This is a genomic window from Curtobacterium ammoniigenes NBRC 101786 (assembly GCF_001571045.1).
Classification (GTDB): Bacteria; Actinomycetota; Actinomycetes; order Actinomycetales; family Microbacteriaceae; genus Curtobacterium; species Curtobacterium ammoniigenes.
Genome location: NZ_BCSV01000002.1, coordinates 154,584 through 178,386 on the forward strand (window position 1 = coordinate 154,584; position 23,803 = coordinate 178,386).

Annotated in this window: 31 protein-coding genes; 15 read left to right on the forward strand and 16 right to left on the reverse strand. The window is 67.0% G+C overall.

What is annotated here, in order from left to right; translation table 11 throughout:
- Positions 1-122 precede the first annotated feature (122 nt).
- The 5 genes from CAM01S_RS04360 (at position 123) to CAM01S_RS04380 (ending at position 4,222) form a co-directional block, all read left to right on the forward strand.
- Positions 123-932 carry a hypothetical protein gene (locus CAM01S_RS04360; protein WP_066517098.1) on the forward strand — a complete coding sequence of 270 codons (810 nt, stop codon included), beginning with the start codon at positions 123-125 and terminating at the stop codon, positions 930-932.
- Complete coding sequence (locus tag CAM01S_RS04365; protein ID WP_066517103.1) at positions 929-1,471, forward strand: hypothetical protein; 543 nt, start codon at positions 929-931, stop codon at positions 1,469-1,471. The genes CAM01S_RS04360 and CAM01S_RS04365 overlap by 4 nt, the downstream gene beginning before the upstream one ends.
- Positions 1,471-2,628 (forward strand): hypothetical protein, encoded by a 1,158-nt coding sequence (locus CAM01S_RS04370; protein ID WP_066517105.1) that lies wholly within the window; start codon positions 1,471-1,473, stop codon positions 2,626-2,628. Before CAM01S_RS04365 ends, CAM01S_RS04370 begins: the two co-directional genes overlap by 1 nt.
- A complete protein-coding gene (locus CAM01S_RS04375) occupies positions 2,628-3,557 on the forward strand; it encodes a hypothetical protein (RefSeq protein ID WP_066517109.1) in 930 nt (309 codons plus the stop codon). The genes CAM01S_RS04370 and CAM01S_RS04375 overlap by 1 nt, the downstream gene beginning before the upstream one ends.
- Positions 3,558-3,658: 101 nt before the next feature.
- Complete coding sequence (locus CAM01S_RS04380; protein WP_157071418.1) at positions 3,659-4,222, forward strand: hypothetical protein; 564 nt, start codon at positions 3,659-3,661, stop codon at positions 4,220-4,222.
- Positions 4,223-4,285: 63 nt separating this feature from the next.
- Here the strand turns inward: CAM01S_RS04380 and CAM01S_RS04385 are convergent, their stop codons facing one another.
- A complete protein-coding gene (locus CAM01S_RS04385) occupies positions 4,286-4,768 on the reverse strand; it encodes a sugar O-acetyltransferase (protein ID WP_245631533.1) in 483 nt (160 codons plus the stop codon).
- On the opposite strand from CAM01S_RS04385, the gene CAM01S_RS15190 reads away from it, so the two are divergent.
- On the forward strand, positions 4,767-5,096 hold the full coding sequence (locus tag CAM01S_RS15190) for an HAD hydrolase-like protein (RefSeq protein ID WP_083527818.1): 330 nt from the start codon (positions 4,767-4,769) through the stop codon (positions 5,094-5,096). The genes CAM01S_RS04385 and CAM01S_RS15190 overlap by 2 nt on opposite strands.
- A 57-nt stretch (positions 5,097-5,153) precedes the next feature.
- Here the strand turns inward: CAM01S_RS15190 and CAM01S_RS04390 are convergent, their stop codons facing one another.
- A complete protein-coding gene (locus CAM01S_RS04390) occupies positions 5,154-5,654 on the reverse strand; it encodes a GNAT family N-acetyltransferase (RefSeq protein WP_217999715.1) in 501 nt (166 codons plus the stop codon).
- A gap of 279 nt (positions 5,655-5,933) precedes the next feature.
- On the opposite strand from CAM01S_RS04390, the gene CAM01S_RS04395 reads away from it, so the two are divergent.
- Positions 5,934-6,386: an NUDIX domain-containing protein gene (locus CAM01S_RS04395; protein WP_066517113.1), complete on the forward strand. Its 453-nt coding sequence runs from the start codon at positions 5,934-5,936 to the stop codon at positions 6,384-6,386.
- Positions 6,387-6,394: 8 nt separating this feature from the next.
- On the opposite strand, the gene CAM01S_RS04400 is transcribed toward CAM01S_RS04395, so the two are convergent.
- Complete coding sequence (locus CAM01S_RS04400; RefSeq protein ID WP_066518469.1) at positions 6,395-7,048, reverse strand: nucleoside/nucleotide kinase family protein; 654 nt, start codon at positions 7,046-7,048, stop codon at positions 6,395-6,397.
- 76 nt (positions 7,049-7,124) lie between these two features.
- Between CAM01S_RS04400 and CAM01S_RS04405 the strand changes: the two genes are divergently transcribed.
- The 4 genes from CAM01S_RS04405 (at position 7,125) to CAM01S_RS04420 (ending at position 10,376) form a co-directional block, all read left to right on the forward strand.
- A complete protein-coding gene (locus CAM01S_RS04405; RefSeq protein WP_066517114.1) occupies positions 7,125-7,628 on the forward strand; it encodes a GNAT family N-acetyltransferase in 504 nt (167 codons plus the stop codon).
- A gap of 124 nt (positions 7,629-7,752) precedes the next feature.
- Positions 7,753-9,000, forward strand: a complete 1,248-nt coding sequence (locus CAM01S_RS04410) for an MFS transporter (RefSeq protein ID WP_066517115.1) — start codon at positions 7,753-7,755, stop codon at positions 8,998-9,000.
- A 43-nt stretch (positions 9,001-9,043) separates the two neighbouring features.
- On the forward strand, positions 9,044-9,781 hold the full coding sequence (locus tag CAM01S_RS04415) for a tyrosine-protein phosphatase (RefSeq protein ID WP_066518470.1): 738 nt from the start codon (positions 9,044-9,046) through the stop codon (positions 9,779-9,781).
- A 106-nt stretch (positions 9,782-9,887) separates the two neighbouring features.
- Complete coding sequence (locus CAM01S_RS04420) at positions 9,888-10,376, forward strand: GNAT family N-acetyltransferase (protein ID WP_217999716.1); 489 nt, start codon at positions 9,888-9,890, stop codon at positions 10,374-10,376.
- A gap of 8 nt (positions 10,377-10,384) precedes the next feature.
- Here the strand turns inward: CAM01S_RS04420 and CAM01S_RS04425 are convergent, their stop codons facing one another.
- From CAM01S_RS04425 to CAM01S_RS04440, 4 genes are all read right to left on the reverse strand, one after another.
- On the reverse strand, positions 10,385-10,798 hold the full coding sequence (locus CAM01S_RS04425; RefSeq protein WP_066517116.1) for a RidA family protein: 414 nt from the start codon (positions 10,796-10,798) through the stop codon (positions 10,385-10,387).
- Between the two features lie 78 nt (positions 10,799-10,876).
- Entirely contained in the window at positions 10,877-11,281 is a 405-nt protein-coding gene (locus CAM01S_RS04430) for a hypothetical protein (RefSeq protein ID WP_066517117.1), read from the reverse strand.
- 19 nt (positions 11,282-11,300) lie between these two features.
- Positions 11,301-11,606, reverse strand: coding sequence for a hypothetical protein (locus CAM01S_RS14570; RefSeq protein ID WP_157071419.1), 306 nt, complete (start codon positions 11,604-11,606; stop codon positions 11,301-11,303).
- A 138-nt stretch (positions 11,607-11,744) separates the two neighbouring features.
- Positions 11,745-12,398: an alpha/beta hydrolase gene (locus CAM01S_RS04440; RefSeq protein WP_066517119.1), complete on the reverse strand. Its 654-nt coding sequence runs from the start codon at positions 12,396-12,398 to the stop codon at positions 11,745-11,747.
- A 266-nt stretch (positions 12,399-12,664) separates the two neighbouring features.
- On the opposite strand from CAM01S_RS04440, the gene CAM01S_RS04445 reads away from it, so the two are divergent.
- Positions 12,665-13,144, forward strand: coding sequence for an ASCH domain-containing protein (locus tag CAM01S_RS04445; protein WP_306306276.1), 480 nt, complete (start codon positions 12,665-12,667; stop codon positions 13,142-13,144).
- A gap of 149 nt (positions 13,145-13,293) precedes the next feature.
- Here the strand turns inward: CAM01S_RS04445 and CAM01S_RS04450 are convergent, their stop codons facing one another.
- Entirely contained in the window at positions 13,294-14,313 is a 1,020-nt protein-coding gene (locus CAM01S_RS04450; RefSeq protein WP_066517121.1) for a ParA family protein, read from the reverse strand.
- 123 nt (positions 14,314-14,436) lie between these two features.
- Positions 14,437-14,868, reverse strand: coding sequence for a hypothetical protein (locus tag CAM01S_RS04455; protein WP_157071420.1), 432 nt, complete (start codon positions 14,866-14,868; stop codon positions 14,437-14,439).
- Between the two features lie 300 nt (positions 14,869-15,168).
- Here CAM01S_RS04455 and CAM01S_RS04460 point away from each other — a divergent pair, with 300 nt between their 5' ends.
- Positions 15,169-15,660 carry an NUDIX hydrolase gene (locus CAM01S_RS04460; protein ID WP_066517123.1) on the forward strand — a complete coding sequence of 164 codons (492 nt, stop codon included), beginning with the start codon at positions 15,169-15,171 and terminating at the stop codon, positions 15,658-15,660.
- 35 nt (positions 15,661-15,695) lie between these two features.
- Here CAM01S_RS04460 and CAM01S_RS04465 read toward each other — a convergent pair whose 3' ends face one another.
- A complete protein-coding gene (locus CAM01S_RS04465; RefSeq protein WP_157071421.1) occupies positions 15,696-16,400 on the reverse strand; it encodes an ASCH domain-containing protein in 705 nt (234 codons plus the stop codon).
- Positions 16,401-16,523: 123 nt separating this feature from the next.
- Entirely contained in the window at positions 16,524-17,276 is a 753-nt protein-coding gene (locus CAM01S_RS04470) for a class I SAM-dependent methyltransferase (protein WP_066517128.1), read from the reverse strand.
- 523 nt (positions 17,277-17,799) lie between these two features.
- Between CAM01S_RS04470 and CAM01S_RS04475 the strand changes: the two genes are divergently transcribed.
- Positions 17,800-18,351 (forward strand): DUF723 domain-containing protein, encoded by a 552-nt coding sequence (locus CAM01S_RS04475; protein WP_066517132.1) that lies wholly within the window; start codon positions 17,800-17,802, stop codon positions 18,349-18,351.
- A gap of 68 nt (positions 18,352-18,419) precedes the next feature.
- On the opposite strand, the gene CAM01S_RS04480 is transcribed toward CAM01S_RS04475, so the two are convergent.
- From CAM01S_RS04480 to CAM01S_RS04505, 5 genes are all read right to left on the reverse strand, one after another.
- Complete coding sequence (locus CAM01S_RS04480; protein ID WP_157071422.1) at positions 18,420-18,824, reverse strand: hypothetical protein; 405 nt, start codon at positions 18,822-18,824, stop codon at positions 18,420-18,422.
- Positions 18,811-20,007, reverse strand: coding sequence for an ATP-binding protein (locus CAM01S_RS04485; RefSeq protein ID WP_066517137.1), 1,197 nt, complete (start codon positions 20,005-20,007; stop codon positions 18,811-18,813). The genes CAM01S_RS04480 and CAM01S_RS04485 overlap by 14 nt, the downstream gene beginning before the upstream one ends.
- A gap of 449 nt (positions 20,008-20,456) precedes the next feature.
- A complete protein-coding gene (locus CAM01S_RS04490; protein ID WP_083527763.1) occupies positions 20,457-21,029 on the reverse strand; it encodes a DNA N-6-adenine-methyltransferase in 573 nt (190 codons plus the stop codon).
- Positions 21,030-21,141: 112 nt separating this feature from the next.
- A complete protein-coding gene (locus CAM01S_RS04495) occupies positions 21,142-21,708 on the reverse strand; it encodes a Helicase associated domain protein (protein ID WP_066517143.1) in 567 nt (188 codons plus the stop codon).
- 783 nt (positions 21,709-22,491) lie between these two features.
- Positions 22,492-22,773 carry a helix-turn-helix domain-containing protein gene (locus tag CAM01S_RS04505; protein ID WP_157071423.1) on the reverse strand — a complete coding sequence of 94 codons (282 nt, stop codon included), beginning with the start codon at positions 22,771-22,773 and terminating at the stop codon, positions 22,492-22,494.
- A gap of 102 nt (positions 22,774-22,875) precedes the next feature.
- Here CAM01S_RS04505 and CAM01S_RS04510 point away from each other — a divergent pair, with 102 nt between their 5' ends.
- Positions 22,876-23,745, forward strand: coding sequence for a hypothetical protein (locus tag CAM01S_RS04510; protein WP_066517151.1), 870 nt, complete (start codon positions 22,876-22,878; stop codon positions 23,743-23,745).
- Positions 23,746-23,803 lie beyond the last annotated feature (58 nt).

Below are 23,803 nucleotides of genomic sequence, written 5' to 3' on the forward strand. Positions count from 1 at the left end.
GCTCGCGTTCACCCCACGTCGACCGCACCGTCGTGCATCAGTGTTCGCCGACTGCAACGTGCTGCGGTGCACGAATTTCGGGTGGGGTCCGCGCATATCGATGGTGAAGCGAAGGAGCAGCCATGACCACCAACACCCCGGCCGACGGCGACGACGACCGCCCCACTCACCCGAAGCCCGACATGACCGCGAGAAATGATGATGACCGTGCGGAGCAGTTCGCGGCCGCGCAGGCGCTCCTCATGGCGGCGTTCACGGATGCGATGGACCACGGCGCGTCGTTGCAGGACGCGGTGCGGGCCGTGCAGCGAGAAGCCACCCGCGCACTGGCTGTCGCCGACGCCGTCGCCCAAGGGTCGGGCGTGACGGCCGTGCGGGCGGACGGAGCAGATGCGCCGTCACCGGACTCCACCTCCGAAGCATCGGGGGTAGAGGCCGAGCCGAAGCGGATGTACGTCGCGCACGGCCCGAACGAGATCCCGCTGTCCGGGTTCCGGATCGACCGCCCGTTCATGCTCGTGCCCGCGTGGGATCACCGCAACGACGCATCCGGCTGGGTGCTGTCGGGTGCGGATTTGAGCATGGCGGAGGGCGCACCGTTCGGGGACCTCTGGTACCGCAACACCACCACCGACCACGTGCAGCGGGTGGGGGTGCGATGGAACAGCACCGACGCGCAACTGGAGGCAATACCGCTGCATCCGAACAACCCGGAACCGGACACCACCCTCCTCGCGGACGTCGCGGCGGCGCTATCGCGGGATGCGCGCACGCGAGCGGGGACGCTGCTGCGGCTCTTCGCCGAGATCGGCAGCAGCGCCGTCCCCCGGCAGGACACCATCACCGACATCCTCCGCGCATCCGGACTCGACTTGTCCTGGACCATCACCCATAACGGCAACCCCATCCCCGACAGCGACCCCACCTCATGAGCGACAACACCGATCCGAACGAGCCGACCGGCTGGAGCGAGCCGACCGGACCACGCGAACCGAACGGGCAGAGCGGCCGGCGCGAGAACAGTCCCGAACCTGCGCCTGCACCGCCGGAGGCGGACACGGCGGGGGTGGCGGTGCAGGTGTTGCGGGAGGACAGTCCGCCGGGGATCTACGAAGCGGTCAGCGGCAGTGGGAGCGTGTACCGGTTCCGGATCACCCCGGACCTGGTCACCATGACCCGCAACCCACCACCCTTCACCCCCGCCGCATCCAAATGGGCAGCCTCCCTGTACGGGGACGGGGACGAGTTGCTGTGCCTCATCGTCCGGCTCCAGGTCGGCCGTGACGGGGAAATCGCCTACATCAAACCCGACCGTCTCCTGTCCGACCCGGCCTACACGCATACGGGTCGGTTCCCGACCCGCATCCAATCCATCCACCGCCTCCACCCCCTCACCGACACCGACGGCGACGGCGACGGCGACAGCGACAGCGACAGCGACAGTCGCGATGCTGCTCCGAATGCGGGGTGATGGTGTTCGGTCTGGACCCGGCTGGGAGCGATGTGACGTGGCTGCTGCCGCTCCTGGAGGAACAGCTGCAGCGCCGCGTCGTCCTCCTCGGCCCGAACCTTCTCGGTGACCCGACCGGGGAGCGGTACCGCATCCACCCGGCCGACCCGGCGCGGGATCTGCATGAGCAGATCGCGGACGCCACGCTCACCGCGCCGATCGGCGAGAGCTTGCTGGTTCTGACCGATACGGGGACGCTGCTGCCGCAACTCACCCGCCCCGACCTGCCGGAGGTGCTGTTCGCGCTCGAGGACCAACGCGCCCTGCTGACCAGCTACACCCCACACCCCACACCACCCCTCCCACCGGAACGAACGCTGGTGGAGTGGCATGCGTTCGAACTCGCCCGCACCACCTTCGAGCGTCGGGACCGGACGAGCGGCTGGCTGCGGCTGCCCACCTTCGGCGCCACCGAGCCCCGTGCGGTCACCCTGGCGGCGGCACGGCTCCTGGCCGACTACGGCGTCCTCGACATCACCAGCAGTGGCCTGCGCATCACCGACCCGGCGGGCTTGCTGACGTTCGCGACGCGCGACTACCGCGCGGCGGGTGGGTTGAGTAGCTTCTGGGAGCATCCCGGCACGGCGGCGGCGCAGGTGGTGGCGCTGATGAACAGTGGGGCGGTGCTGCTCTCCGGCACCTACGCCGCCCACCGCTACGTCAGCACCGCGACCACCCACCGACCCGAGGCGGCCGACGAGGCGATCCCGGAGCCGCGGCAGCTGGTCGCGTACGCACACACCCCCGTCGATCTGCGGCCGCATGGGTTCCGTCCCGCCCCCGCGACGCGCGCAACCCTGGAACTGGTGTGGCCAGCCGACCCCACCATCCACCGCACCGCCCCGATCAGTCCCGCATGGGAGGGCCTCGTCGATCCGGTCCTCGCCCTCGCCGACACCATCCGCACCACCACCCACACCGACCCCCTCCCGGCGCGACTCCGCCTGCGGCTGCTCCGCGGCGACTACCTCCACCCCACCCTCGCACCACCATCCCCACCCGGGACCGCGGCATCACCGGACGCCTCGTCCGCAGGCGAGCCCGGCTCAGCGTCAACCGAACGGCAGACCAGCGCGTGGAACAGCAGCGCGCACAACGATAGAAGCGACGCGTCGTGATGCAGTTGCGGATCCTGCACCTCAGCCCGTACGCGACGGAGGACGGGTTCCTCGGAATGCTCTACCTCCACCCCACCCACCCATCACCAGCAAGCGCCGCGCACGCGGACCCGTCGACGGCGGTCATGGTCCGCGTCGTCGCCACCCCGCTCAGCCCGGGCTACGCACTGGAATACGGCGACGGCGCCCCCGCGACCGACCCCGCCGACCCGGTCGTCGCGGAGGCGGACCGGCTCGTGCGCACCATCCTGCAACCCGCCGCCGACGTCGCCCGCCGCGAACGCTTCATCCGCCACCTCCTCGAAACCAACAACGCTGTACTGCTGGATGAGGATGCGGAGTGGCAGCGGGACTGCTGGCGCTACGTCCGCGGCGAACTCGACCTCCCCGCATTCACCCTCGCAACTCAACACGCCCACCAGCGCCACGCCGACCGCACTCCGCACTGGCCATTCGCCCCGGAAGGGACTACGGCGCAAGCGTGGCAGGACGACGCCTATCGGCGGCACAACGACTACCTCGTTGATACGTCGCTCAACATCACCGACGCGGCCGCCCGGCTGCAGCGCACCGTCGACGACCTCGCCACGCTCGTCACCGAACAGGCACTGCTCGCGGTCGACCTCGGTGCGCGCACCCGCATCCCTACCTGGCAACTCCACACCCCCACCCGCCCGGGTCACGCCGAGCGGGACAACCCGGGCGAACGGTGGGAGCTCCTGCCGGGACTTGACGTGCTCATCGCAGCGATGCCGGCGACCTGGGCAGACACCGCTGGCAGCACCAACTTCATGACCACCCCCAACCCCGCACTCGCCGATGAACCGTCCGGACCAATGGAGCTGCGGCACCCGGTGTCGCCGGTCGAGTGGATCACCACCGGGAGACCCCTCGCCGCTGTCATCCGACTCCTCCGCGCCGAACCATGAACCGCATCGACACCCCGCACGCGCTCGTTGCCATCCGCGCTTCGCACGCTCCACAACTGGGCGGGTGACCTCGCCCCGCATACTCCGGGAGGACGACCACGATGACGTTGCTCGAACTCGCCCCACCCACCCGGCCGATGCCGGAGGAGCATCCGAGCGCCCTCCTGCTGCCCTCCCTGGAACCGGCAGCAGCGGAGGAGAGCCTGATCTACCGCGACGACGACACCGACTTCCGGTGGGTACAGATCGACAGCATCGCCGACGCGGAACACCTCCTCCGCGGCCGCACACCCCGGAACCCGTGGATCACCATCGTCCGAGAGAGCAACCCCAACGCGGACACAGGATCCCGCCGCTGGGGATTCGAATGCCTCGGCTGGGACGACCGCGTCGTCGTCAACGGCGACCACCACACCGACACCGTCGACTGGCTCTGGACCAGCTGGCCAACCACCGCGCTCACCCAGCCGCTCATCCGCACCACCGTCGGCCCCCACTGGTATCGAGCCACCGTCTGGACCGCGCAAGTCGTCACCATCACCGACGCCATCACACAGCTCGCACCCGCCCTGCACGCCATCCCCCACATTGCAGAACAAGCCCCCGGCTTCACCTGCCGCGACCGCAGCCACGACGCCTCCCCAAACAGCCACATCCGCGCATGAACCCCGTCAGCGATACACCGGCGCCCAGTGCTAGCAGCGGCCCCGCAGCCCGCGGGCGTAGGGTTATGGCGCGGGGAGAAGGTCTCGTCGCTTGACGTATCCATTGCTGCTGACGACGCAGTTGGCTGCGACGTCCTTCGCGATGACGGCACCCGCGGCGATGACCGAACCCGCGCCGATCCGCACGCCGGGCGTCACCGTGACGTTGGCGCCGATCCACACGTTCGCCTCAATCACGATAGGCGCGACAGTAATGCCGTCGAATCGCTCGGTCGGCTCCACGGGATGCCCCGCAGTACTCAGCGTCACGCCCGGTCCTATCATGCTGCGATCACCGATCGTGATCCCGCCCAGGTCATAGAACGCGCAGTTCTGATTCACAAACACCCGCTCGCCGAACTCGAGATTAAGCCCATAGTCGCAGTAGAAGGGCGGATAAATGGTGAGCGTCTCGGGTACCGGGCGGCCGAGAATCTCGCGGAGAAGGGCCATGCGACCATCGACGTCGCTATGCCGCAACAGGTTCAGGCGCGAGGTCAGATCCATGACTAGCTGCGTCCGCTCGACTGCGGCGCGTGACTCAGGCGTTCGCCTCGGGATCAGCCGTTCATTTCGCATCGCGTCTCACAATCTCACCACAATCCGGTGCCGAGGCATCGCCACCGGCGTAATCGATCGCGTTCCGCACCTCCTCCATGGGCTGGGAGTCGACGCCTCCGAGTGCCTCTTCGTGGGCGACGACCAGGCGCATGACGTCGCCGGCGCACAATCCGCCGGCATGCACGGCCTGCTGATTGATAACTATGCGGAAGGAGCACCGGTTATCGAAACTGCCGTGCTCGCGTTCGTCAGCGCAAGCCGCGACGCCCGGTAGCCGATCCCTGAGCGGGCGGCGTGAGTGCTCGGCCGGATGCGCAGAACGGGACTGTCGCTAGCTGAGTCCGAGGGTCTCTTTGCATTCGGTTATGCCGAGCAACTCGATGTCGTGCCGCTGCTGGCCGATCCAGTCGTCCCGCGTGAGCCGCCAGCGCTGCATCAGACCGGGTTCTCCGCGACGGGTCGCCCAAGCCACGCCGTTCTCGTGGTACCCAGCGGCACGGGAGACGGCGTTCGAGGCCGGATTGTCCAGAAACGCCTCCGTGGCCGCTTCCACGGCGCCCAGACCCGCGAACGCGAGATGCAGAATCGCGTGTCGCATCTCAGTCCCTATGCCTTGTCGGCGCAGATCGGTGGAGAGCCACGAGAACGAGACGACTGTTCCGAAGGTGTTGAACTGATCCCCGATCAGGTCCTGCATACCGACGGGCTGGCCTTCGACCAGGACCACGAAATGCAAGCGCCAGAAGTCGGGAGTCACCGATCCACGGCCTCGCCACACCCCTTGTAGCCACTTGCGAACGCGCACGTTCGGGTCCTCTTCGTACAAGGACATCGGGTCATCGTAAGGGGCAGGATCGGCAGTCGCTTTTCCTTCCCTGACCACGTGCTGGAGTTCCCCGAGCAGGTCGTCGGTAGCGCCCACCAACTCAATCCTTGGCGTAGAGACTCGAACGCTGAGCGGGGCGTAGTTCAGCATTCGGAAGGTGTCAGCCATGTCGCGACCGTAGCAAACTCACGGGATTGCGAGCGCGCCGTCGTCGGCTTCCGCCGTCGGGGCCCCAACGACCGGTGCGGCATCGCTGAGGGGGCGCACCGCCGGTAGTTTCGATGGGTGCCTGTATCTGAGTACGTCCGGTCACTCCGCGCACGAATCGGGAACAGCTACCTCCTCCTCCCCGGAGTGACCGCGGTCATCCGAGCGGAGAATCGTTTCCTCGTCGCACGGCAACGCGACTCCGGCCGATGGAGCCTGATCGGCGGCGGCATCGAACCCGGCGAAGACCCACGCGCAGCCCTTACGCGCGAAGTGCGCGAAGAGCTCAGCGTGCACGTCGACATCATCCGAGTCATCGGCGCCTACGGCGGCACCGCGCTCGAAACCGTCTATCCCACCGGCGACCAGGTCGGGTACGTCACCGTCGCGTACCTCTGCGCCCTCGACACCTCGCCGCTCCTCCTAGACCGCGACGAGGTGCTCGAGATCCGATGGGTGACGCTCACCGAGCTCGACACACTCGACCGCCACGAATGGATCGACCAGGTACTCGCCGACGCCGCCCAATAACCGATCGGTCAGCGTTCGGTTGAGGCCGTCGCCTGATCGGCTGAGATCATCCGGGGCTGACCACACACACTGTTGTCGATGACCATCCCGGCTCGCTCCCACGGACTCGCGCTTCGGAAGTAGATGCGCTGACCTTCGACATAACGGCGCATCGAGGCGTCATTCGGGTCAGGGTGCGAACCGTCCCGCGTGGCCATGCGCCGCGCCGTCTCCGAGAAGGGAACGTCGAGGAACAGTGACGTGTCCCAATAGCCGACGAGCTCATCGCGATGCAGAAATAGGCCCTCGACCAGCACGAGCGTCCCCTCGTCCGCAAGCTTCGCCGCTGGTCGGATCACGGTATCGGTCGCCGCGTCGAATGATGCTGCCCGGTAGCGGCCGTCCCCGACGGCGGACAGCGGGTCTAGGGCCCAGGAGCGCAGCGCCGCGTAGTTGTACGAGTCGAGCCAGAATCCCTCCGGCGAGCAACGCCCACGAGCATGCCGGACGGCCGAGGGGTTGAGGAAGTCATCAACATGCAGCACCAGCACAGGCCGCTTCGTGATCGCTGCAGCCAGCTCCGATGCGAACCTCGTCTTGCCGCTGCCGTCCGTCCCATCGACGGCCACGAGCGCCCGCTGCCAGGGTACGGAAGCGATCACGCGCTGCGCGATCTCAGTCATCTGCGAAGCCACCCACGCAGTATCCCCGACCACCCACGGATCATTCATCGGGCCATCGTTCTCGTAAGATCGGCAGGTGGTCGAGGGCATTCGCGTCGCGGAGCAGCGGGACCTCGAGGCCCTAGAAGCTGTCGAGAATAAGGCCGACCAGCTCTTCATCGAACTGTTCCAGCCCCCGCTGTGGGGAGCGGCGCAGTCCGGGGCCGAACGAGCAGCCGAACCCGGATTCGTGCTCGTCGCCGATGACAGCTCGGGAACCATCGTCGGCTTTGTCCACGTCCTCGAAGTAGACGGCATCGCCCACCTCGAACAACTGTCGGTTGTCCCCGAACACGGGCGACGTGGTTATGGACGGACGCTCGTCGAAGCCGCGAAGGCTGAGGGCCGCCGACGCGGTCACGACCGCATGACCCTCCGCACCTACGCGAACGTCGCGTGGAACGCCCCGTTCTATCGGCGTGCCGGCTTTACTGAGGAAGAGCCGGCGACACCCTTCCACAGGAGGCTCGTCGAGGTCGAGCATGAGTTGGGTCTTGACCAGTACGGGCAACGCATCCAAATGGTCGCCTCGCTGCAATAGCCGATCGGCAACCGGACGGGCCCGGCGGCCCTGACAGTGTCCTGGATGACGATCGACAACCGGGACGGGGGCAACTGTTGAGAGCTTCCTTGCTCGCGACGTTGCGGTCTGCCAGCGTTACCTCATGGGCGATGACGTGACCACGCTGCGTCGAGCGCCCGGGTTCCGCTCGTACTGGTCTGCGGCGACGGTCTCTTCGTTCGGATCAGCGGTGAGCGCGGTGGCCGTCCCGGTTCTCGTGGTGAGGGTGTTGCACGCCAGTGCGTTCGAGGTGGGGCTGGTGAACGCCGCCCAGTTCCTTCCCTACGCACTGTTCGGTCTGATCGTCGGAGCGTACGTCGACCGCTTCCGCCGGAAGCCGCTGCTGATCTGGGCGAGTGTCGGTCGCGGCGCGTGCCTCGGCACGATCCCGGTCCTCTGGCTGACCGGGCTTTTGAACCTCTGGGTGACGGCGGCGGCGCTGTTCGTGTTCGGCATCTTGTCCGTCGTGGGCTTCGCCGCTACGCAGTCCCTCCTGCCTCGGATCGTGCCGGGCCCGCTCCTCCTGGCGGCGAATGCGCGCGTGGATCAAAGTGACGCCGCAGCGCAAACCGTCGGCCCGGCTCTCGGAGGGGTCCTGGTCAGCATCATGACTGCTCCAGCCGCTATCGCACTCAACGCGGTGAGCTACTTCGTCGACGCTGCCCTCGTCGCCCGGGTCCGCGTCGTCGAGCCGCAGCCGGCACGCCAGGCAGGTGCGCGGCTGCGGAGCGACATTGCTGACGGGTTGCGGTGGACGTACGGCCATCCAACGTTGGCGCCCCTCGCGCTGTCCACGCACCTCTGGTTCCTCGCGAACGCCGCCGCGCTGACCGTGTTCGCGACCCTCGCCCTCCGCACCCTCGCACTCCCGGCTGCCGTGTACGGAGCCATCCTCGCCGTCAGCGGCGTCGCGATGCTCCTCGGCGCAACTGCCGCTCCCCGCCTCGGCACACGTTTCGGGGCCGGCCGCACGATCGTCGCCGCACGAGCTGCCTACCCGATCGCGTGGGCCGCCATCACGCTCGCGATCGTTGGCATCGGGGTTGCAGCGCCGACGGCGACTGGCGTGGTCCTGTTCGTCGCATTTGCCGTGCACGGCGCTGCCGCAGGGTGCGAGAACTCGAACGAGATGAGCCTTCGCCAGTCCGTGACACCGGACGCACTTCTCGGTCGGATGAACGGCACGATGCGCAGCGCAAACCGAACGCTCGCGGCCGTGGGAGCAGTGGGAGGAGGTGCCCTCATGACTGTCGCCGGCGATAGCGCCGCGCTGCTCGCGCTGACTCTCGTGTTCGCCGCCGCCGTCGTAGTCGCTGCGTGGTCTCCACTGCGAACGGCCACCGTTCGCTAGCGGATCCCTCACCGGGCGGCGGGATCGCTGAGTGAGCGGCACCATGACTTACGTTGTCCTGGTGCGACATCTTGACTGGGACGGCTACCTGAATGCGCGCGACCTTGGCGGTTTGCCGACGCCCCTCTCCGATACCGGCGCGACGCTGTTCGGCAGGGTGGCTCGGGGCCCGCGACGCGAGCTTCTGACCGAGAGCGGCTGGCGGGATGCTCGCGCTTGGGGCCTCGCCGCCGTGGTCGATCTCCGATGCGCCTACGAAGTCGGCGTCCGCGACGGCGACCCAACCGTCGACCCAGAAGCGTTTGCAGGCGTGCGGGTCGCGAACGCTCCCACAGAGGATCAAGACGATCCCGAGTTCCGAGAGATCTGCTTCCCGATCCTGGACTCACCCGAATACTGGCGTCATAACTGGCGGATCCTGCCGCATCTCGTGCTCGCGACACTGCACGCGATCGCGGACGCTCCCGACGGCGTGCTCGTCCACTGCAGCGCCGGGCGGGACCGGACGGGCATGATCAGTGCACTCCTGCTCAGCAATGCCGGAGTAGCGCCCTCGGCGGTCGCCGCGGACTATGCGGAATCCGTCCGAGCAATGGCAGGAGGCAAGGCTCACGCCCCGAACGATCGACAAGCCGACTGGGGAACAAACGAGGCGAACGACTGGATCGCAGCGACGGCTCCGATCGTCGAAGACGCCGCTGCCGACGTCGACGCCGCCTTCGCGACCATCGGCGCCAGCTCGGATCTGCGATCCCGACTACGCGCACGCCTCACGGAGTGAGCGACGGTGCGCGGCGATATCGCCCGCGCCGTCTAGGGGTCCCGTTGACCGATCGTTGTCCGGGCCGTACCGCCTGGTCCGCCCTGCGGCATGCCACTGTTAAGTCGTGAGCATCCAAGTTCTGCAGGGACGAAGCGGCGCCGATGTTCGCCGGCTCCTCGACGCGCTGCCTGACTGGTTCGGCGATCCCGCGGCGATTGACAACTACGTCTCGGCGGCGGACGACCTCCAGTACGAGAGTTCACTCGCCGTCGACGACGGTTTGGTTCTGGGCGTAGCGCTCACCAGACGGCACTTCCCGGAAGCCGCTGAACTGCACCTCATCGCCGTGCACCCCGACGCCCGCGGGAGAGGCATCGGCCGACGCCTGGTCGACGCCGTCGCCTTCGTTCTCGCCGCCGACGGGTGCACTCTGCTGTCCGTGCATACGGTCGGTCCGTCCTTCCACCATGAGCCCTACGCGCAGACCAGGGCCTTCTACCGCCACGTCGGATTCACGCCCTTGGAAGAGCACGTCGGGCTCGAATGGCCCGGTCCAACACTCATCCTCGTCCGGCCGCTGCGCTCCGTCCGCACCGAAGCCCCGTTGCAGTAGTCGATTCCTCACGGGCCGGGCTGGGTGGCCGCGGCGACCGCCTCGATCTCGACGAGCTGGTTTTCGTAACCGAGAACAGACACGCCGATGAGGGTGCTCGGGACCTCGTGGTCGGCGAAGGCGTCACGGACAACGGCCCAGACCGCAGCGAGGTCATCACGGCGAGACGATGCAACGAGCACACGGGTGTAGGCGATGTCGGCGAGCGAGCCGCCCGCTTCGTCAAGCGCGACCAGCATGTTCTTGACGCAAATGGCTGCCTGGCCAGCGAAATCACCGACTTGAACCACCTCGCCGTGAGAGCCGAGGGGGCACGCGCCGGCCAGGTGAATCAGACGAGTACCTGCACTGATCGAGGACGCGTAGGCGTATCCCGGCGTCGGAGCGAGGGAATCAGATCGCATCAGAGTCACATTCGGCATCCAACGAACCTATTCGCGTCCGGACGAGCATGGATGGTCGGACACTCGGTCGTCGTTTGGAAGTGGACGCAGCGAGCCTCACCTTGGGGATCGGGCCGTGCGGATGGCTTCGGCGCAGAACGTCTCGGTCGTATCGACAACGATGCGGAGAGCAGCAGGTTCCGGGGTCGCGGTGGCGAGAACGCTGTCTACTTCGCCGAGCCCCGATCGCGCGAAGAGCTGCTTCTCGTTGGTGACCCAGATCCCGCGCGCGGCGAGGACTGCATGCGCGGTGCAGGTGACAGCACGTGCGAGAAGGCCCAGGCATTGAGTCAGCCGACCCGAGGCGGCGTGGTAACGGCGCGCGTAGTCGAACTCGGCTTCCGCCTGTTCCCACCAGACGTCGGGCGCATGCTCCCGCAGCGCGAGCGGGAACTCCGTAATCTCCGGAAGCTCGCCAACCAGCACCCGTTTGGCCGCCAACTCCGCCAACAGCACTTGCACTTGACGCTGCCAGGATGACTCAATGGCCGCCGACCTCGATCCCGCTCTCGTACCCGAACTCCTCGTGACGGATTTGGCCACCAGTCTCGGATTCTGGGTGCAGCTCTGCGGCTTCACCGTTCGCTACTCCCGACCCGAAGAAGGCTTCGCCTACCTCACCCTCGGCGCTGCGCACATCATGTTCGACCAGGCGGGAATCGGCCGCGACTGGATCACAGGACCGCTCGACTATCCCCCGCGGCCGCGGAATCAACTTCCAGATCACGGTGCCCGACAGCTCGACGATCGCGGCGAAGCTCGAACAAGCCGGCGTCGCGCTGTCCATGCAGCCCGAGACGAAGTGGTACCGAATCGACGACGAGGAAGCTGGTGTCCGGCAGTTCTGCGTGACTGATCCCGACGGGTATCTCGTCCGCTTCGCATCCTCGGCCGGTCGACGACCGGCTGTCCGATAGCCGATGGATCAGCGGGCAGTGGTGAACTCTGCAACAACCCGTTCGAAGTCGGGGTGGTCTTGGACTCGGTGCTTGTTTCCTTCTAATCGGACGTGTGTGGCGCTGTGGTCGGAGAGGGCGGAGGCGATGGCTTCGTACTCGGCGTTCCACCCGCCGGTGAGAACAAGCGTGTGTAGGGGCGTGATGACCTCGGGATCGATGTCGTGTCCCCACGGCGGCGTTATGTGGGAAAACCTGCGAGCCAATGCCTGTTCGGAGTTCCACTTCTCTGGCTCGAACGGGCCGCCGAATATGAGGGGCCGAACGATTCGCCAGTACGCGGCGAGGTCACCGTCGTGGGCATGCTCCCTAGCTTTCGACATGATCGCGATGTGACGCTCGATCGCTGGATTCCCGCGCGCGATGTCATACAGGGCCGGCTCTACGAGCACGAGGTGGTCGACACTCACGTAACCGTCGCGCAACGCAATCAGCACCGGGACAGCACCGAACGAATGCGCGATGACAGAGACCGGGGCGACGACCGGGATGCGCGACAGGGCGGTCGCTTGCTCAGCGGCCTCGGTCGTCATCTCCAGGTCGGCGAACACCGCGTCCTGAAGGGCGGCGCCGGGCCAGGCGTCAGCGCCGGTACGGCCGGCCCCATGGACGTAGAGACGCATGACCCGATGGTAGCCAGCACCCCGGGTACGGCCCCGCGAAGGGCCCGGCTAGGAGCTGATCAGACCGAGTGCGACCGCGACCGGCCACGCTGGCCCCCGCGAACGCCGCCACGAGACCCCCGATGATCGCTGCGAGCCGCTGACTCGTATCCATCCCCACGCTTCGAGCATAGGAGCTATGACCAGGACAGCCGCAGTCCCGATGGCGGATCGCTCTATGAGTCGACTCCGCGGGTGGAATTCGGCTGCTGCTATATGGTCGGCGGGTGATCACCGGGTCGTCGTCTCTGCTCGAATTCTGGTCCGCCCGGCGGGCCGAGGCGCCCGAGCTGCCAGCAGCTGTGCCTGCAGCCTGGGCATTCGGGGCGACCCCGACGCAGGCAGACAAGCTGCTCGAACTGGTGCTCCGCGGCATAAAGACGGCAACGTCGTCTTCGATGTGGGATTACGACGCCGCCGGCGAAGCGCCGCCCGAGGTTGGCGAGCTGAGCGTCGTCCTCGACGGTACGGGCGAGCCCCGCGCGATCATCGAAACGACGTCCCTACAGATCGTGCCGTTTCACCAGGTCGATGCCGAGCACGCCCGCGCCGAGGGCGAGGGTGACCGGACGCTTGGCTACTGGCGCGCGGCGCACGAGCGCTACTGGCGGGAGCACTCCGAGAACCCAAGGGGCTTCGAACCGGACATGCCCGTGCTCTGCGAGCGGTTCCGTCTCCTCTGGCCCGAAGCCACCGCCGCGGACTGACCTCACTCGTTCCTCGAGCAGCGTCAACCGCGTCCAGGACGCCTGTCGCCGCAGACAGACGAGCCGTGCGACCTTCACCGGTCCAGATCTGCACCGAGACGAGACCGAAACGTCTCGGTGCAGGATCGGCCACCGAGACACCCCGTGGGTCACAGCTTGTCGACGAGTCCTTGCAACGACTCGACACAGTTCTGGAGGTACTCCTCCTTCACTCGAACCCTCCGTCCTACGACGTCAGCCCGACCCGCACGCTGCGCATAGAACGGGCAGCCTCGCGCGAAAGCAACCACGCCCGCAGTCTGGAAGTCGCGAATCTCAACCACCGCATCCGTCGTATCGGCAACGCCGAACATGTCTGGGTACTGGGTAACCAGGACCGCGATGTCTGTGTCGATCGACCGAAGAACGGCCGAGTAGGCCGAAGCAGACCCCATGTACTGCGTGAGGCGGTTTTTCGCGACGACGTGAACCTTGGGCAGGGGTCGTCCCGCGTCGCGCAGCTTCGTTGCGAACGCGTACTGAGAGTAGATCTCTGAGGGCAGCTTGAGTCCGTAGATCAGCGAGAAGGCGTTCTGGATTGCCCGACGTGAGGAGTCATCTGCCATGACGGGGAGCACGAGTCGATCGGCTGCAGAGAGCGCCACCTGCGTGTAAATGGAGAAAGAAGGGTTCGCGTCGATGAAGACCACGTCGTACTGATCCCGCACGGTGTCGAGCAGATCCTTGATCCAGTCGATGATCGCCAACCATGCGTTCGTCCCCGGGAGGGTCGTATTCGCCAGCGTGGACATCGCTGTGCTCTGCAGCTCAAGCAGCGGGTCGCCCGCGATCAGATCGATGTTGATTGGAATCTGCGTGTTGTATTCAGACGGGTGCGAGATGTAGGCGGAAGAGCTGATCGGCGGCACAGAGAACGGGGACGGGAGGCGGCGCTCGAAATAGCCCCCGATGGTGCGACGAGTAGCTTCGCCCTGCAGAGCCAACAGCGCCGCGCTTCCGCCATGAGCGAGCCCTCCGAGGAGAAGCTCGGACAGGTTGGCCTGGGGGCAGACGTCGATCGCCAGGATGCGCTCCAATGGGTGCTGATGGGCGTAGGTCGCCAGGCTCTGGAAGCAGAGGCTTGTCTTGCCGGTGCCGCCCTTGTTGTTCCAATACGCGTAGCTCTTCATGGTTGCTCCCCTCTCGGCGCTCGATTCTCGGACGCGTGGTACGCAGTGTACGTCCATTTTGGACGTTCAGGAAGGATTGAAGGGCACGTCCACGCAAAATCGCCCGTCCCGATAGGCGATGGGTCAGTGGCACCTGTGGTGTTCGCGCCGGGCGCCGTCGATGGCTTCGAGGATGGTTTCAACGCTTTCGTCGATGGTGAGGAAGCTAGTGTCCAGCAAGACGTCCCAGTCGATCTGAGTCAATTCCTTCGCCCAACGTTCGTACACGGCGTGGAGGAAGTCGTGCTCGCGTGAGACACCGCGGGTGCGGTCAGCCTGGGCGCGGGAGAACGCAACTGCAAACGGCGCCGTCGTGACCACAGTGAGCGCGGGTGTTCCCGGTGGTGCCTGCCGGAGCAGCCGCTTGATCTTGTCCCGGCTTTGCGTTCCTTCCGTGATCACGCATGTCAGTCCGGACCGGGCCCACTCTCCGGTGACGACTTCGGTAATGCGGTGCGCTGTTTCCCAGTCGGGGAGGGATGGGAGTGCCATTGCTGCGATCTGGTCGAGTTCCACGAGCGCGACCGATTCACCGCGACCCCGGAGCGCGCTACTCAGGGCGGTGGCGGTGGCGCTCTTCCCGGACGCCTGAGGCCCAGCGATGACGACCAGCACGAACGGTTGCGGGGCCAGGTCCATGACCCCACCCTGGCCTGCGAGGCGACGAACGGCCAGCGGTCGGAAGGGGATCCTCTACCGGGCAGCGGCGCGTGGGCTGTGCCGCGTTCGATCAATCCCGGGCGGCGGACACGACGGCTGCTGTGCGCCGCTGCGGCATGGCTACCGATGTGAACCCAACGAGGCATGCTGTTAGACGTGGTTGAAACCGTGCATGCGAATCCCTGGTTTTCTGTCACCCGCGCCGAGCGGGACGGGGACGAGTGGTATCGAGTGATCCGTCCGGACAGCGCGATGCTGATCGCCCGTGACGATGCGGGCCGGTTATTGATGGTGCGCGGAAGGAGAGACACGGTTCCAGGAGTGGCCTACGAGTTCCCGAGCGGAACCGTCGAGGCCGGAGAGCACGCGTCTGGGGCAGCGCTTCGGGAAACCGTGGAAGAAACCGGCTGGAGTGCGGTCAACCCCGTCCTGATCGGTTCGTTCGTGGAGTCACCGGGGATGTCTTCATCGTCGTGTGCGGTCTTCTTGGCAGAGCTTGGCACGGCTGGAGAGCAACGGCTTGAGCGTGGTGAGGACTGGGAACCAGTACTCGTTGAACCTGACCGACTCGACATCGAGGTTCTGGCGGGCAAAGTGCTTGACTCAGGCACGCTCGCGGCACTCGCGCTCTATCGATCCGTCCGATAGCGGATCCTGCTCCGCACGCCTGTCGTCGTATCGACTTATCGCAATTTGAAGTCGACGACGTCGACGCTCGCGTCGTCTGGCATCTCGGGATTGTGCTCGCGGAGGCCCCGGATGTAGCCCTCGACGGATCCGCCGACTTCAAGTCGCAGCGATTTTGGAGTGAGCTCGACGAGTCGATACCTGTTGACTGCCAGGACTTCTCCTGTGAGGGCTGGTCGGGCATCGTCCTCGAAATAGAGGATCGCGGGTCCGATACGCACGTCTTCATCCCAGCGTACGGATGAGGTCTTGGTGCCGGACGCGACGGCCTCGTAGTAACGCTTGTTGAAACGCAGAACCCGCTCGGCATCGGCGTCGGGGAAGAAATACGTGTTCGGCAAGAGCTTGCGTATCGGCCGCATCTGTGCGCCGCTCTCTCCAGGAACGGCAACCAGGAGGTCGGGGTGAAGGTCGAGCATGACTTGACGGCATCGGCCGCATGGCGGGATCACGCCACGGGAGCGATCGCCCGCGGCGGCCATCGCAACGAGGGGGCCCGCCTGCGACGCCGCAGCGACACCGAGCACAACGAGTTCTGCACACGGTCCGCCGGTGAAGTGATACACGTTCACGGAGGTGTGGATGCGGCCCTCCGTGTCCAGCGCGGCCGCCGCCACGGTGTGGTTCGGGTCGCGTCCGAGCGTCCTGGCCAGCGCCTCGGCGGCCTCGATGACCCGCCGCTCAGACTCCAGAGGTTCCACCGCTCAATCCTGACAGACGTCAGCAAGGGCCGCCCCAAAAGCCGATCGCTCCCCGGACGTGGCTGAAGGTTTGGGGGAGTGGCTTGTGCGCGCAGGTCCTTTCGGTGTCGTCGTTCTCGTCGGCTACCGCGTCGGCAGCGGTCGCAGCTTGAACATGATGATGCCGAGGTACTTGTTCATCACGGCTTGCTTGTGCGGGTAGCGCTCTGCGCTCTCAGGCGTCATCTGTGGTTCGACCGCGGTTTCGATCCAGAGGCCGGCGGCGCTGAAGGTGTTGAGGAGGTCCGACATCGTGTACGGCTTCTTGGTGAGCGTGACCCGCTCGTCCCAATTGGCGTGACGGTAGTCGAACGCCTCCGTGGCAAAGTACTCCTCACCCAACGACGTCCCATTATTCTCGGCGCGCTCGATCGCGTACCGGACCGGCTGTGTCCGAGTCAGCAGGATGAAGCCGTCTTCGGTCAACATCTCCCGCGCGGCCCGAAGAGCAAGGATGGGGTCGCGGGCGTACCCGAAGGACTGCAGGAACAACACCCGGTCGAAACGGCGACCAGCGAGTCCCGGCACGGCGCGAAGGTCGGACAGGTCACCCTGGATGAGCTCGACATGAGACTCCACGGTCATGAAATTACCGCTGATATCGACGCCGACCGCTTCTACTGCACCCTCCTCCGCGAGTTGCGCGACCTTGGCCCCGTTGCCGCAACCCGCGTCCAGGACCGCGAGGTCCGTGACGGTGCCAAGAAGGGCGCGCTCGGCCGGCCACTCCACAAGCCGGTCGAGGGAATCCTCTCGCGCCCGGGCTTCCTCGAAGCCTGACGATAGCGTCTCCCACGGCCGACTCAAATCCCCAGCGGTCATTCGGTGCTCCTTCATCCCAGGCTCTGTGCCGCGATCGCATCGGCACTATTCAAGCCCCGCACAACGCACCGGGCCGCCGCAGTCTCCGGCATACCGCAATCAATCGCTCATGACCGCCCGCAAGCCGGTCGCTGAGTGCGACGCCGCGCGTTGCCGTACCGACCGAGCGGCAGCCGGTCTCCGCTCTGATCTGGGCATTCCCGTATGCCTGTCCCGGAAAAATGCCCGGTGGAGGGGCGCCAAACGCTACACGGCTCCCGCGCCCACGGCGCCCGTCCCCTAAGCGACCGAAAGACACCGCGCACCGCCACTCTGATCGGCTTCGACCTCCTGCGTTCGCCCGCGGGTCTCCACGCACGCCCCGGGCGCCCACTCGCATCACCCCAACGAAGCGATCGGCGCGGTTGCTGGTGGACGACCGTGCCTGCCAGTACCGAGTTCGTCAACGTGTCGACGCTCAACGTGCGCACGCTGCAACCCCTTGATCGGCTCCGGCATAGGACCCAGGACAGCTTGTCTCTCCTGGAAGGACCTTCCCATGCCCACGATCCTCGACACCCGTCTCGCGCGTGCTGAACAGTTCATCACCGCCGCCACCGACGTTCACGACGGCAGGTACGACTACTCCCAGGTACCCGCGGAGTACGTGAACGTGAAAACACCGGTGACGATCATCTGCCCGGAGCATGGGCCGTTCCGGCAAGCACCCCAGGATCATCGCCGCACCGGCTCGTATGTCAACGGCTATTACCGGCAGAGCCAGTCGTGCCCGGAGTGCTCCTGCCGGAAAAACTCCAGCCCCGACACCCGTCGTGCGCAGTTCGTGGACCGAGCGGTCGCGCTGCACGGGGACCGATTCGATTACGACGCGGTGGTATTCGTCGACCAGCACACGCCAGTGACGATCCACTGCCGAGCGCACGGAGCGTTCCAGCAGCGCCCAACCAACCATCTCGCCGCGGCCACGGCTGAGCATTGCCCGTCGTGCGCGCGCCGAGCGATGTCGGTGAGCGTGACCGCAGCCGTCGCCTCGGGACGGCTCACCGTCCCGCAGCGCACCCAGCGACGCCGCCGCCGGTCCGTCCGCTGAGCGCTACCTCGATCTCCCTGTTGCACGCGGTGATGCTTGACGGCGTTCGCTGCGGACTCGTCGTGCGTTCAGCGGAGGATCCGGAACGCCACCGCGCGGAGGAGTCGTTCCCGTTCGGGAAGGAGACGGCCAGCGCCGGCGAGGGCGCGTTGGTGGGCGACCCACCGTTCGATGGCCGCTTCGGCAGGGTCAGGTGAGCGGCGGCGCGGTTCCCGCTGGTGCACGCGCCAGAACTGCTGATGCTTGTTGAACATGGCCAGCCACCGCTGGTCCTGCGGATGCCACAGGAACCCAGGAATCGTCTCCAACCGCTCCCGCTGGTATTCCGTGAGCAGATCGTGGGCGGCGTCGCGCCGCTCGTATGCGACCTGGTCGACGACCCGCTGCTCCGCGCACGGCAGCCCGGCTGACCGCAGCGGGGCTGTCCTAATCCAAGCCCTCAAAGCGGTCCCACCGGGGCTAGTCGGTTTCATCGAAGGCTTCCGAGTCCTCCCGGTGCCGGTGGACGAAGGCCGCCATGCCGGGGACGGTGAACGCGACCTGACCGTGCTCGGGCGCGTACACCAACCCTTTCTGGATCAGCGCCGCCCGGTACGGGCCGAGGCTCTTCGGCTTCAACTGCATGCGCTCGGCGACCGGGCCGGTGGCGGAGGGTCCTTCCCCGTCGGCGGCCATCGCCGCGAGCATGCGGCGTTCGGAGCGGGTGGCTCGGGACCAGCGGCTACGGAAGAACCCGCCGTCCAGCTGCTCCGTACCGTACTCGACGGCGGCGCGGGCGTCGTCCTCGCTGATCGAACGGTCGGCAGCGACGCTCCACGCCGCCTGCCCGTACTCCTGAAGGAAGTAGGGGTACCCGCCGGCGGCGTCGAGGAGGACGTCGAGCGCGGCCGGTGCGTACGTCGCGCCGAGCCGTTCCGCAGGCTCGGCGAGGGCGCGGGCGGACTCTGTCCGATCGAGCTGGCCGATGGACCGGTAGTCGAACAGCCGCTCCGCGTACGAGCGGGTCTCCGTGAGCACGCGAGGGAGGTTCGGTAGGCCGGCACCGACGATGTAGAACGGCAGATCCCGTTGGTTCGCCGCATGCTGGGCGGCGATCAACGCGCCGAGGGTCTCGCCGTCGAGGTCTTGCATCTCGTCGATGAACACCGCGAACGCTCGTCCCTGCTCCCCGAGGGCGGCCGCGACGTCTTGGACGAGCTCGACGAGGTCCACTTCCACGTCGCCGGAGTCGCCGCGGCCGTGGTTGAGTTCCACGCCGAGCTCGATGCTGGTCGCGCCGATCTTGGCGTTGAACGCCGAGATCGTCCCCAGCGCCGCCCGCATCCGCGCGCTCAACCGCGTCCGCGTGTACTTTCGTGCCGCGACGACAAGGTCCCGTGCGAGGTTCCGACGCACAGCGCGCGCCCCGGTCTCCTCGCGTCTCGCCTCGAGGCGGACGGTGAGCCAGTCGAAGTCCTCGGCCATGCGGTGCATCTCGTTCAGCAGCACCGTCTTCCCCACACCGCGTAAGCCGGTCAGCACCAGACCCCGGTCCGTGCGATGGTTGGCGACACGAGCCCGGAGCGTGTCGAACGATTCCAGCTCCCGGGAACGGCCGACGAGCTCCGGCGGCCGACGCCCTGATCCAGGGCTGTAGGGATTCAACGCAGGTTCCACTACCGAAGTCTAAGTCGGGATTAGCTTTTTACAATCCCACGCTAGCTTCGCGTAGTTCCGAATTCGAACTGAGCAGAGAGACGGACCATCACGCCGTAGGTCGGTCGTTGAGCCCATCCCACGCGAGTCGCGTCTGCCACCTACCGTTCCAGGCTCTCGTCGCCGCAGTCGCGGCCACGCTCGTCGTTCTGCTGCTCCCGCTGCTTGGGGGCGCGTACCGTCGCCTCCGGGGACAGGCGGGCGTCCGGGTCGAGCATGCTTTCCGCATCGTGTCGCGCTCTCGTTCGGCGCGGAACCTGCGGGCCGCCGACTTTGAGGAGCACCTTCGGGCGCCGGCGGTGCCATGGGGTGGCCGAATGCCTGGTCGGGTAATTCTGAAGCGGGAGACATCCCGCGGCCCACCGTCGCCGTGCGGAACGCGGGATGTTCTTCGAACCTGTCATTTGTTGCTATTGCAGCGGAGCCGGTTGGAAGCAGAGACCGAGTCCGGACTGCTGGATGGCTTGTTGGGCGGTTGGTCCGTAGCCGATGAGGGCGGAGCCGGTGCCGGGTGAGCCGGCGGGGCGGTTGGTGCGCCCGTCGATGAAGGGGATACGCCCTTTGGTGAAGCAGATGACGTCGGCGGTGGCGGCGGTTTCCTGGAACCATGCGGTGTCGGTTCGGTTGAACACGAGGGCGATGCCGTCGCCGTGCTCGGCCAGTTTCCGGAGCCAGATGCGGGTGGCATTGCCGTAGGGCGGGTTGCACCAGACGGTTCCGTACCAGGGGGAGGTCAGTCCGTCGTCGTGGATGGTGTAGTGCCGGTCGGCGGGGACGCAGCTTTTCCCGGCGCCGGGTGAGCACACGTCGAGGTCGAAGTGCAGGCCGAGCGCCTGGAACACTTCGGGTGGGGTGAACCACTCGATGGTTTGGGCGCGTGGGGATTCGTGGACGAAGCCCTTCCGGGTCGAAGCGGCCAGGGTCTGGGATGTGTTTTTTCTAGTCACCCCGGCTCTATGCACGCCCAGTTCAATCAGCTGCACTCATGAAGCGGCGCGCCCGTTCCGCACCTGTCCGGCGTAGTTCCGGGCCTGCGCCGATCTGCGATGTGCTCGTCGGCGCGCTCCACCGTGTCGCCGCCCGGAGGGAGCCGGGTCATCGGAGGACGCGGAACGCGGCGGCTCGGAGGGCTCGTTCGCGGGCGGGGAGGAGCCGTCCCGTCGCGGCGAGGGTTCGTTGGTGCGCGGCCCATCGTTCGATGCGGCGTTCAGTCGGGTCGGTTGATCGTCGGCGTGGTTCGTGTCCGTGGTCGCGCCAGAACTGCTGGTGCGCGGTGAACATGAGCAGCCACTGGTCGTCCTGTGGCCGCCAGTGGAAGCCGGGAAGCGCTTCGAGGCGTTGCCGTTGGTAGCTGGTCAGGTTGTCGCGGGTCCGTCGTTGGTGGGCGAGCTGGTCGACGAGGCGCTGCTCGAGGGTGCGGGGGCGGGGCCGGGTGGGATCTGCTGCGGGGAGGTGGCCGGTGTCGGCGATGAACGCGTCGAGGTCGTGGACCATCCGCGTCCACCGTGCAACGGTGGCATCGTTCGGATGGTCCGCGCCGATGTCGGCGCGGTAGAACGCGATGCTGCGTTCTTCATCGGCTGTCCGCTCGTCCGTGTGGCGGCGGTCGATGGTGGCCCATCGGGCGTGGAGTCGGTGAAGGGCGGTGTGCGGGTGGGGCATGGGTTCCTTCCCGAGACCGCGGATCGGTCTCGGGATGGCTATGCGCGGAACAGCGCCGTTTTCCGTGCGTGATGACACCGCGCGCGAATCGTGTCCAGGAACAGGACGACAGGGTGCGCCTCGACGGCTACCGTTTCGTCGCATCGACGATCAGCAATCAGCAGCGCTCAGCGACTCCATGGGCGCGTGATCGGCTTCGTTGCTCCGCAAAGAATCACGTCGCCGCGTGAGGGGAGCCGCGTGGGTCAAGCGCGAGGAAAGACGGCCGGAAAGACCGCGCGCAGTGGTCGGAAAGGAGAAGCGGTGAGGAGCGAGACCGACGCCCCGACGTCCGCAACGTGCACTGGCGCCGCCGGCGGCGTGGTCAGCGCGTCGGATGCGTGGGCGGCGCTGGACCTACACGCATGGCAGTCACTCGCCGACCGGCTCCCGTCGGTCTGCGCTCTCCGGTGCGTGCGTTCCGGCGGTCACGTCTCCGTCCACCTCGCCCTCCCTGGAGGCACCGCCGTCGTCCTCGTGGATGCCGCGACCGGCGAGCGGGCGGTGCAGATCATCGCGGCCCCGCTCCGTCGCCTCGGGGTGGCGCGTCTGGCGCTGCGATACGCGACCGTGGCCCCCTGGCATTCGGTTGCGGCGCTCGGCGACCGGGCGGAGTCATTCCGGCTCCTCGCGCAACTCACCCGGAGTGTGTGGCTGCCGCCAAGACCCGAGGCTAGGGCGGCGGTATGGCGGTGGCTGCGGTTCGCGGCCGACGTGATTCGAGTGACCGCTGCGTCGCCGGCGTTAGCTGAGGGGGTGGGTGGGCCAGAGCGGCGTGTTGAGGGACTGCTCGAGTCGGACGATCGTGGCAAGATCCGGCCACACCCGGCCGGCGAGGACGTTCAGCACGGTCACGTGACTTAAGCCAGCGGCAGCGGCGACGGAACGGACGCTGCGCGCGCCGAGCGCCGATCTGAGGTTCACCGCGAACCGCCGCGCAACCTCGGCAACGGGATCCTCGATCTGCTCGTCCGGCCACACGCCACGGGCGAGTTGCAGCGGCTGCGCCCGCACGGTCCTACTCACCACTCAAGGCTAAAGCGACCACGCCGCCACCGTCGGGAAGACTGCCGCGTGCGCTGCACCCAAGGTTGCAAAGCAGGCCCTACCGGTTTATACAATGACCGCATGGTTGCTGTTGATGATCACGCCGCCCCGGCGAGGGGCCGCGCGTATCGGCCGAAGCTTCCCGCGGACGAGTGGGCGGCGATCGCTCCGTACGTGCACGACGTGGTCGCTCGGGCGACGCCGTTGGTGGCGTACGCGGCGGCGGATCTGTATCCGGCGGCGGCGCGGCTTGTGCATTTCGCGTGGTCGCAGCGGATTCCGCTCGGCGACGCGGAGGTGTTCGACCCGTACACGATCAACCGGTTCGTGATGGCGCACCTGGACGGATACAACCGGGCCAGCCGGAACACGATGCGCGCCCGGCTGCGTCGCATGTCCGAAGCGCTCCTCGGTGAGGACGCGGCCGGCACATTCCGGACACTCGGGAAAGCGGACGCGTCCCGTCCCTACAGTGCGCGGGATCTCGCAGCCCTTGAAGCCTGGTCGACCTCGCAGCCGTCCGAGGAACGCCGCACGTCCGCCGCGGCGCTCCTCGCGCTCGGCCTCGGCGCAGGCCTGACCGGTGCGGAGATCATCGCCGTCCGCCCCGAGCATCTGCACCTCTCCGACGCCCACGCCGTTCTCACCACCGTCGGCGGTCGACGCGTTCCGGTGGTGGATGAGTGGGTGGAGGCGCTGGAGCGCCGCACACGGTTCCTCGGTGGGCAGGGGTGGATGTTCCGGAACGGGCAGCGCGGCGGGAACAGCAACCTCATCACGGACTTCGTCTCCCGCACCGGACGCGGCGTTCCCCTCCGGGCGCGACGCATGCGGGCCACGTGGATCGTGTGGCACCTGGACGCCGGAACACCGCTGAAGCGGCTCCTTGCCATCGCGGGCCTTGACTCCGCGGAAGCGCTCGACCGGTTCCTCCCCTTCGCCGCCGACTGACCCCACCCCTGCCCGCTCCATCGGGGTGGTGACGCATGTTCGCAGCCGATGCGAACCG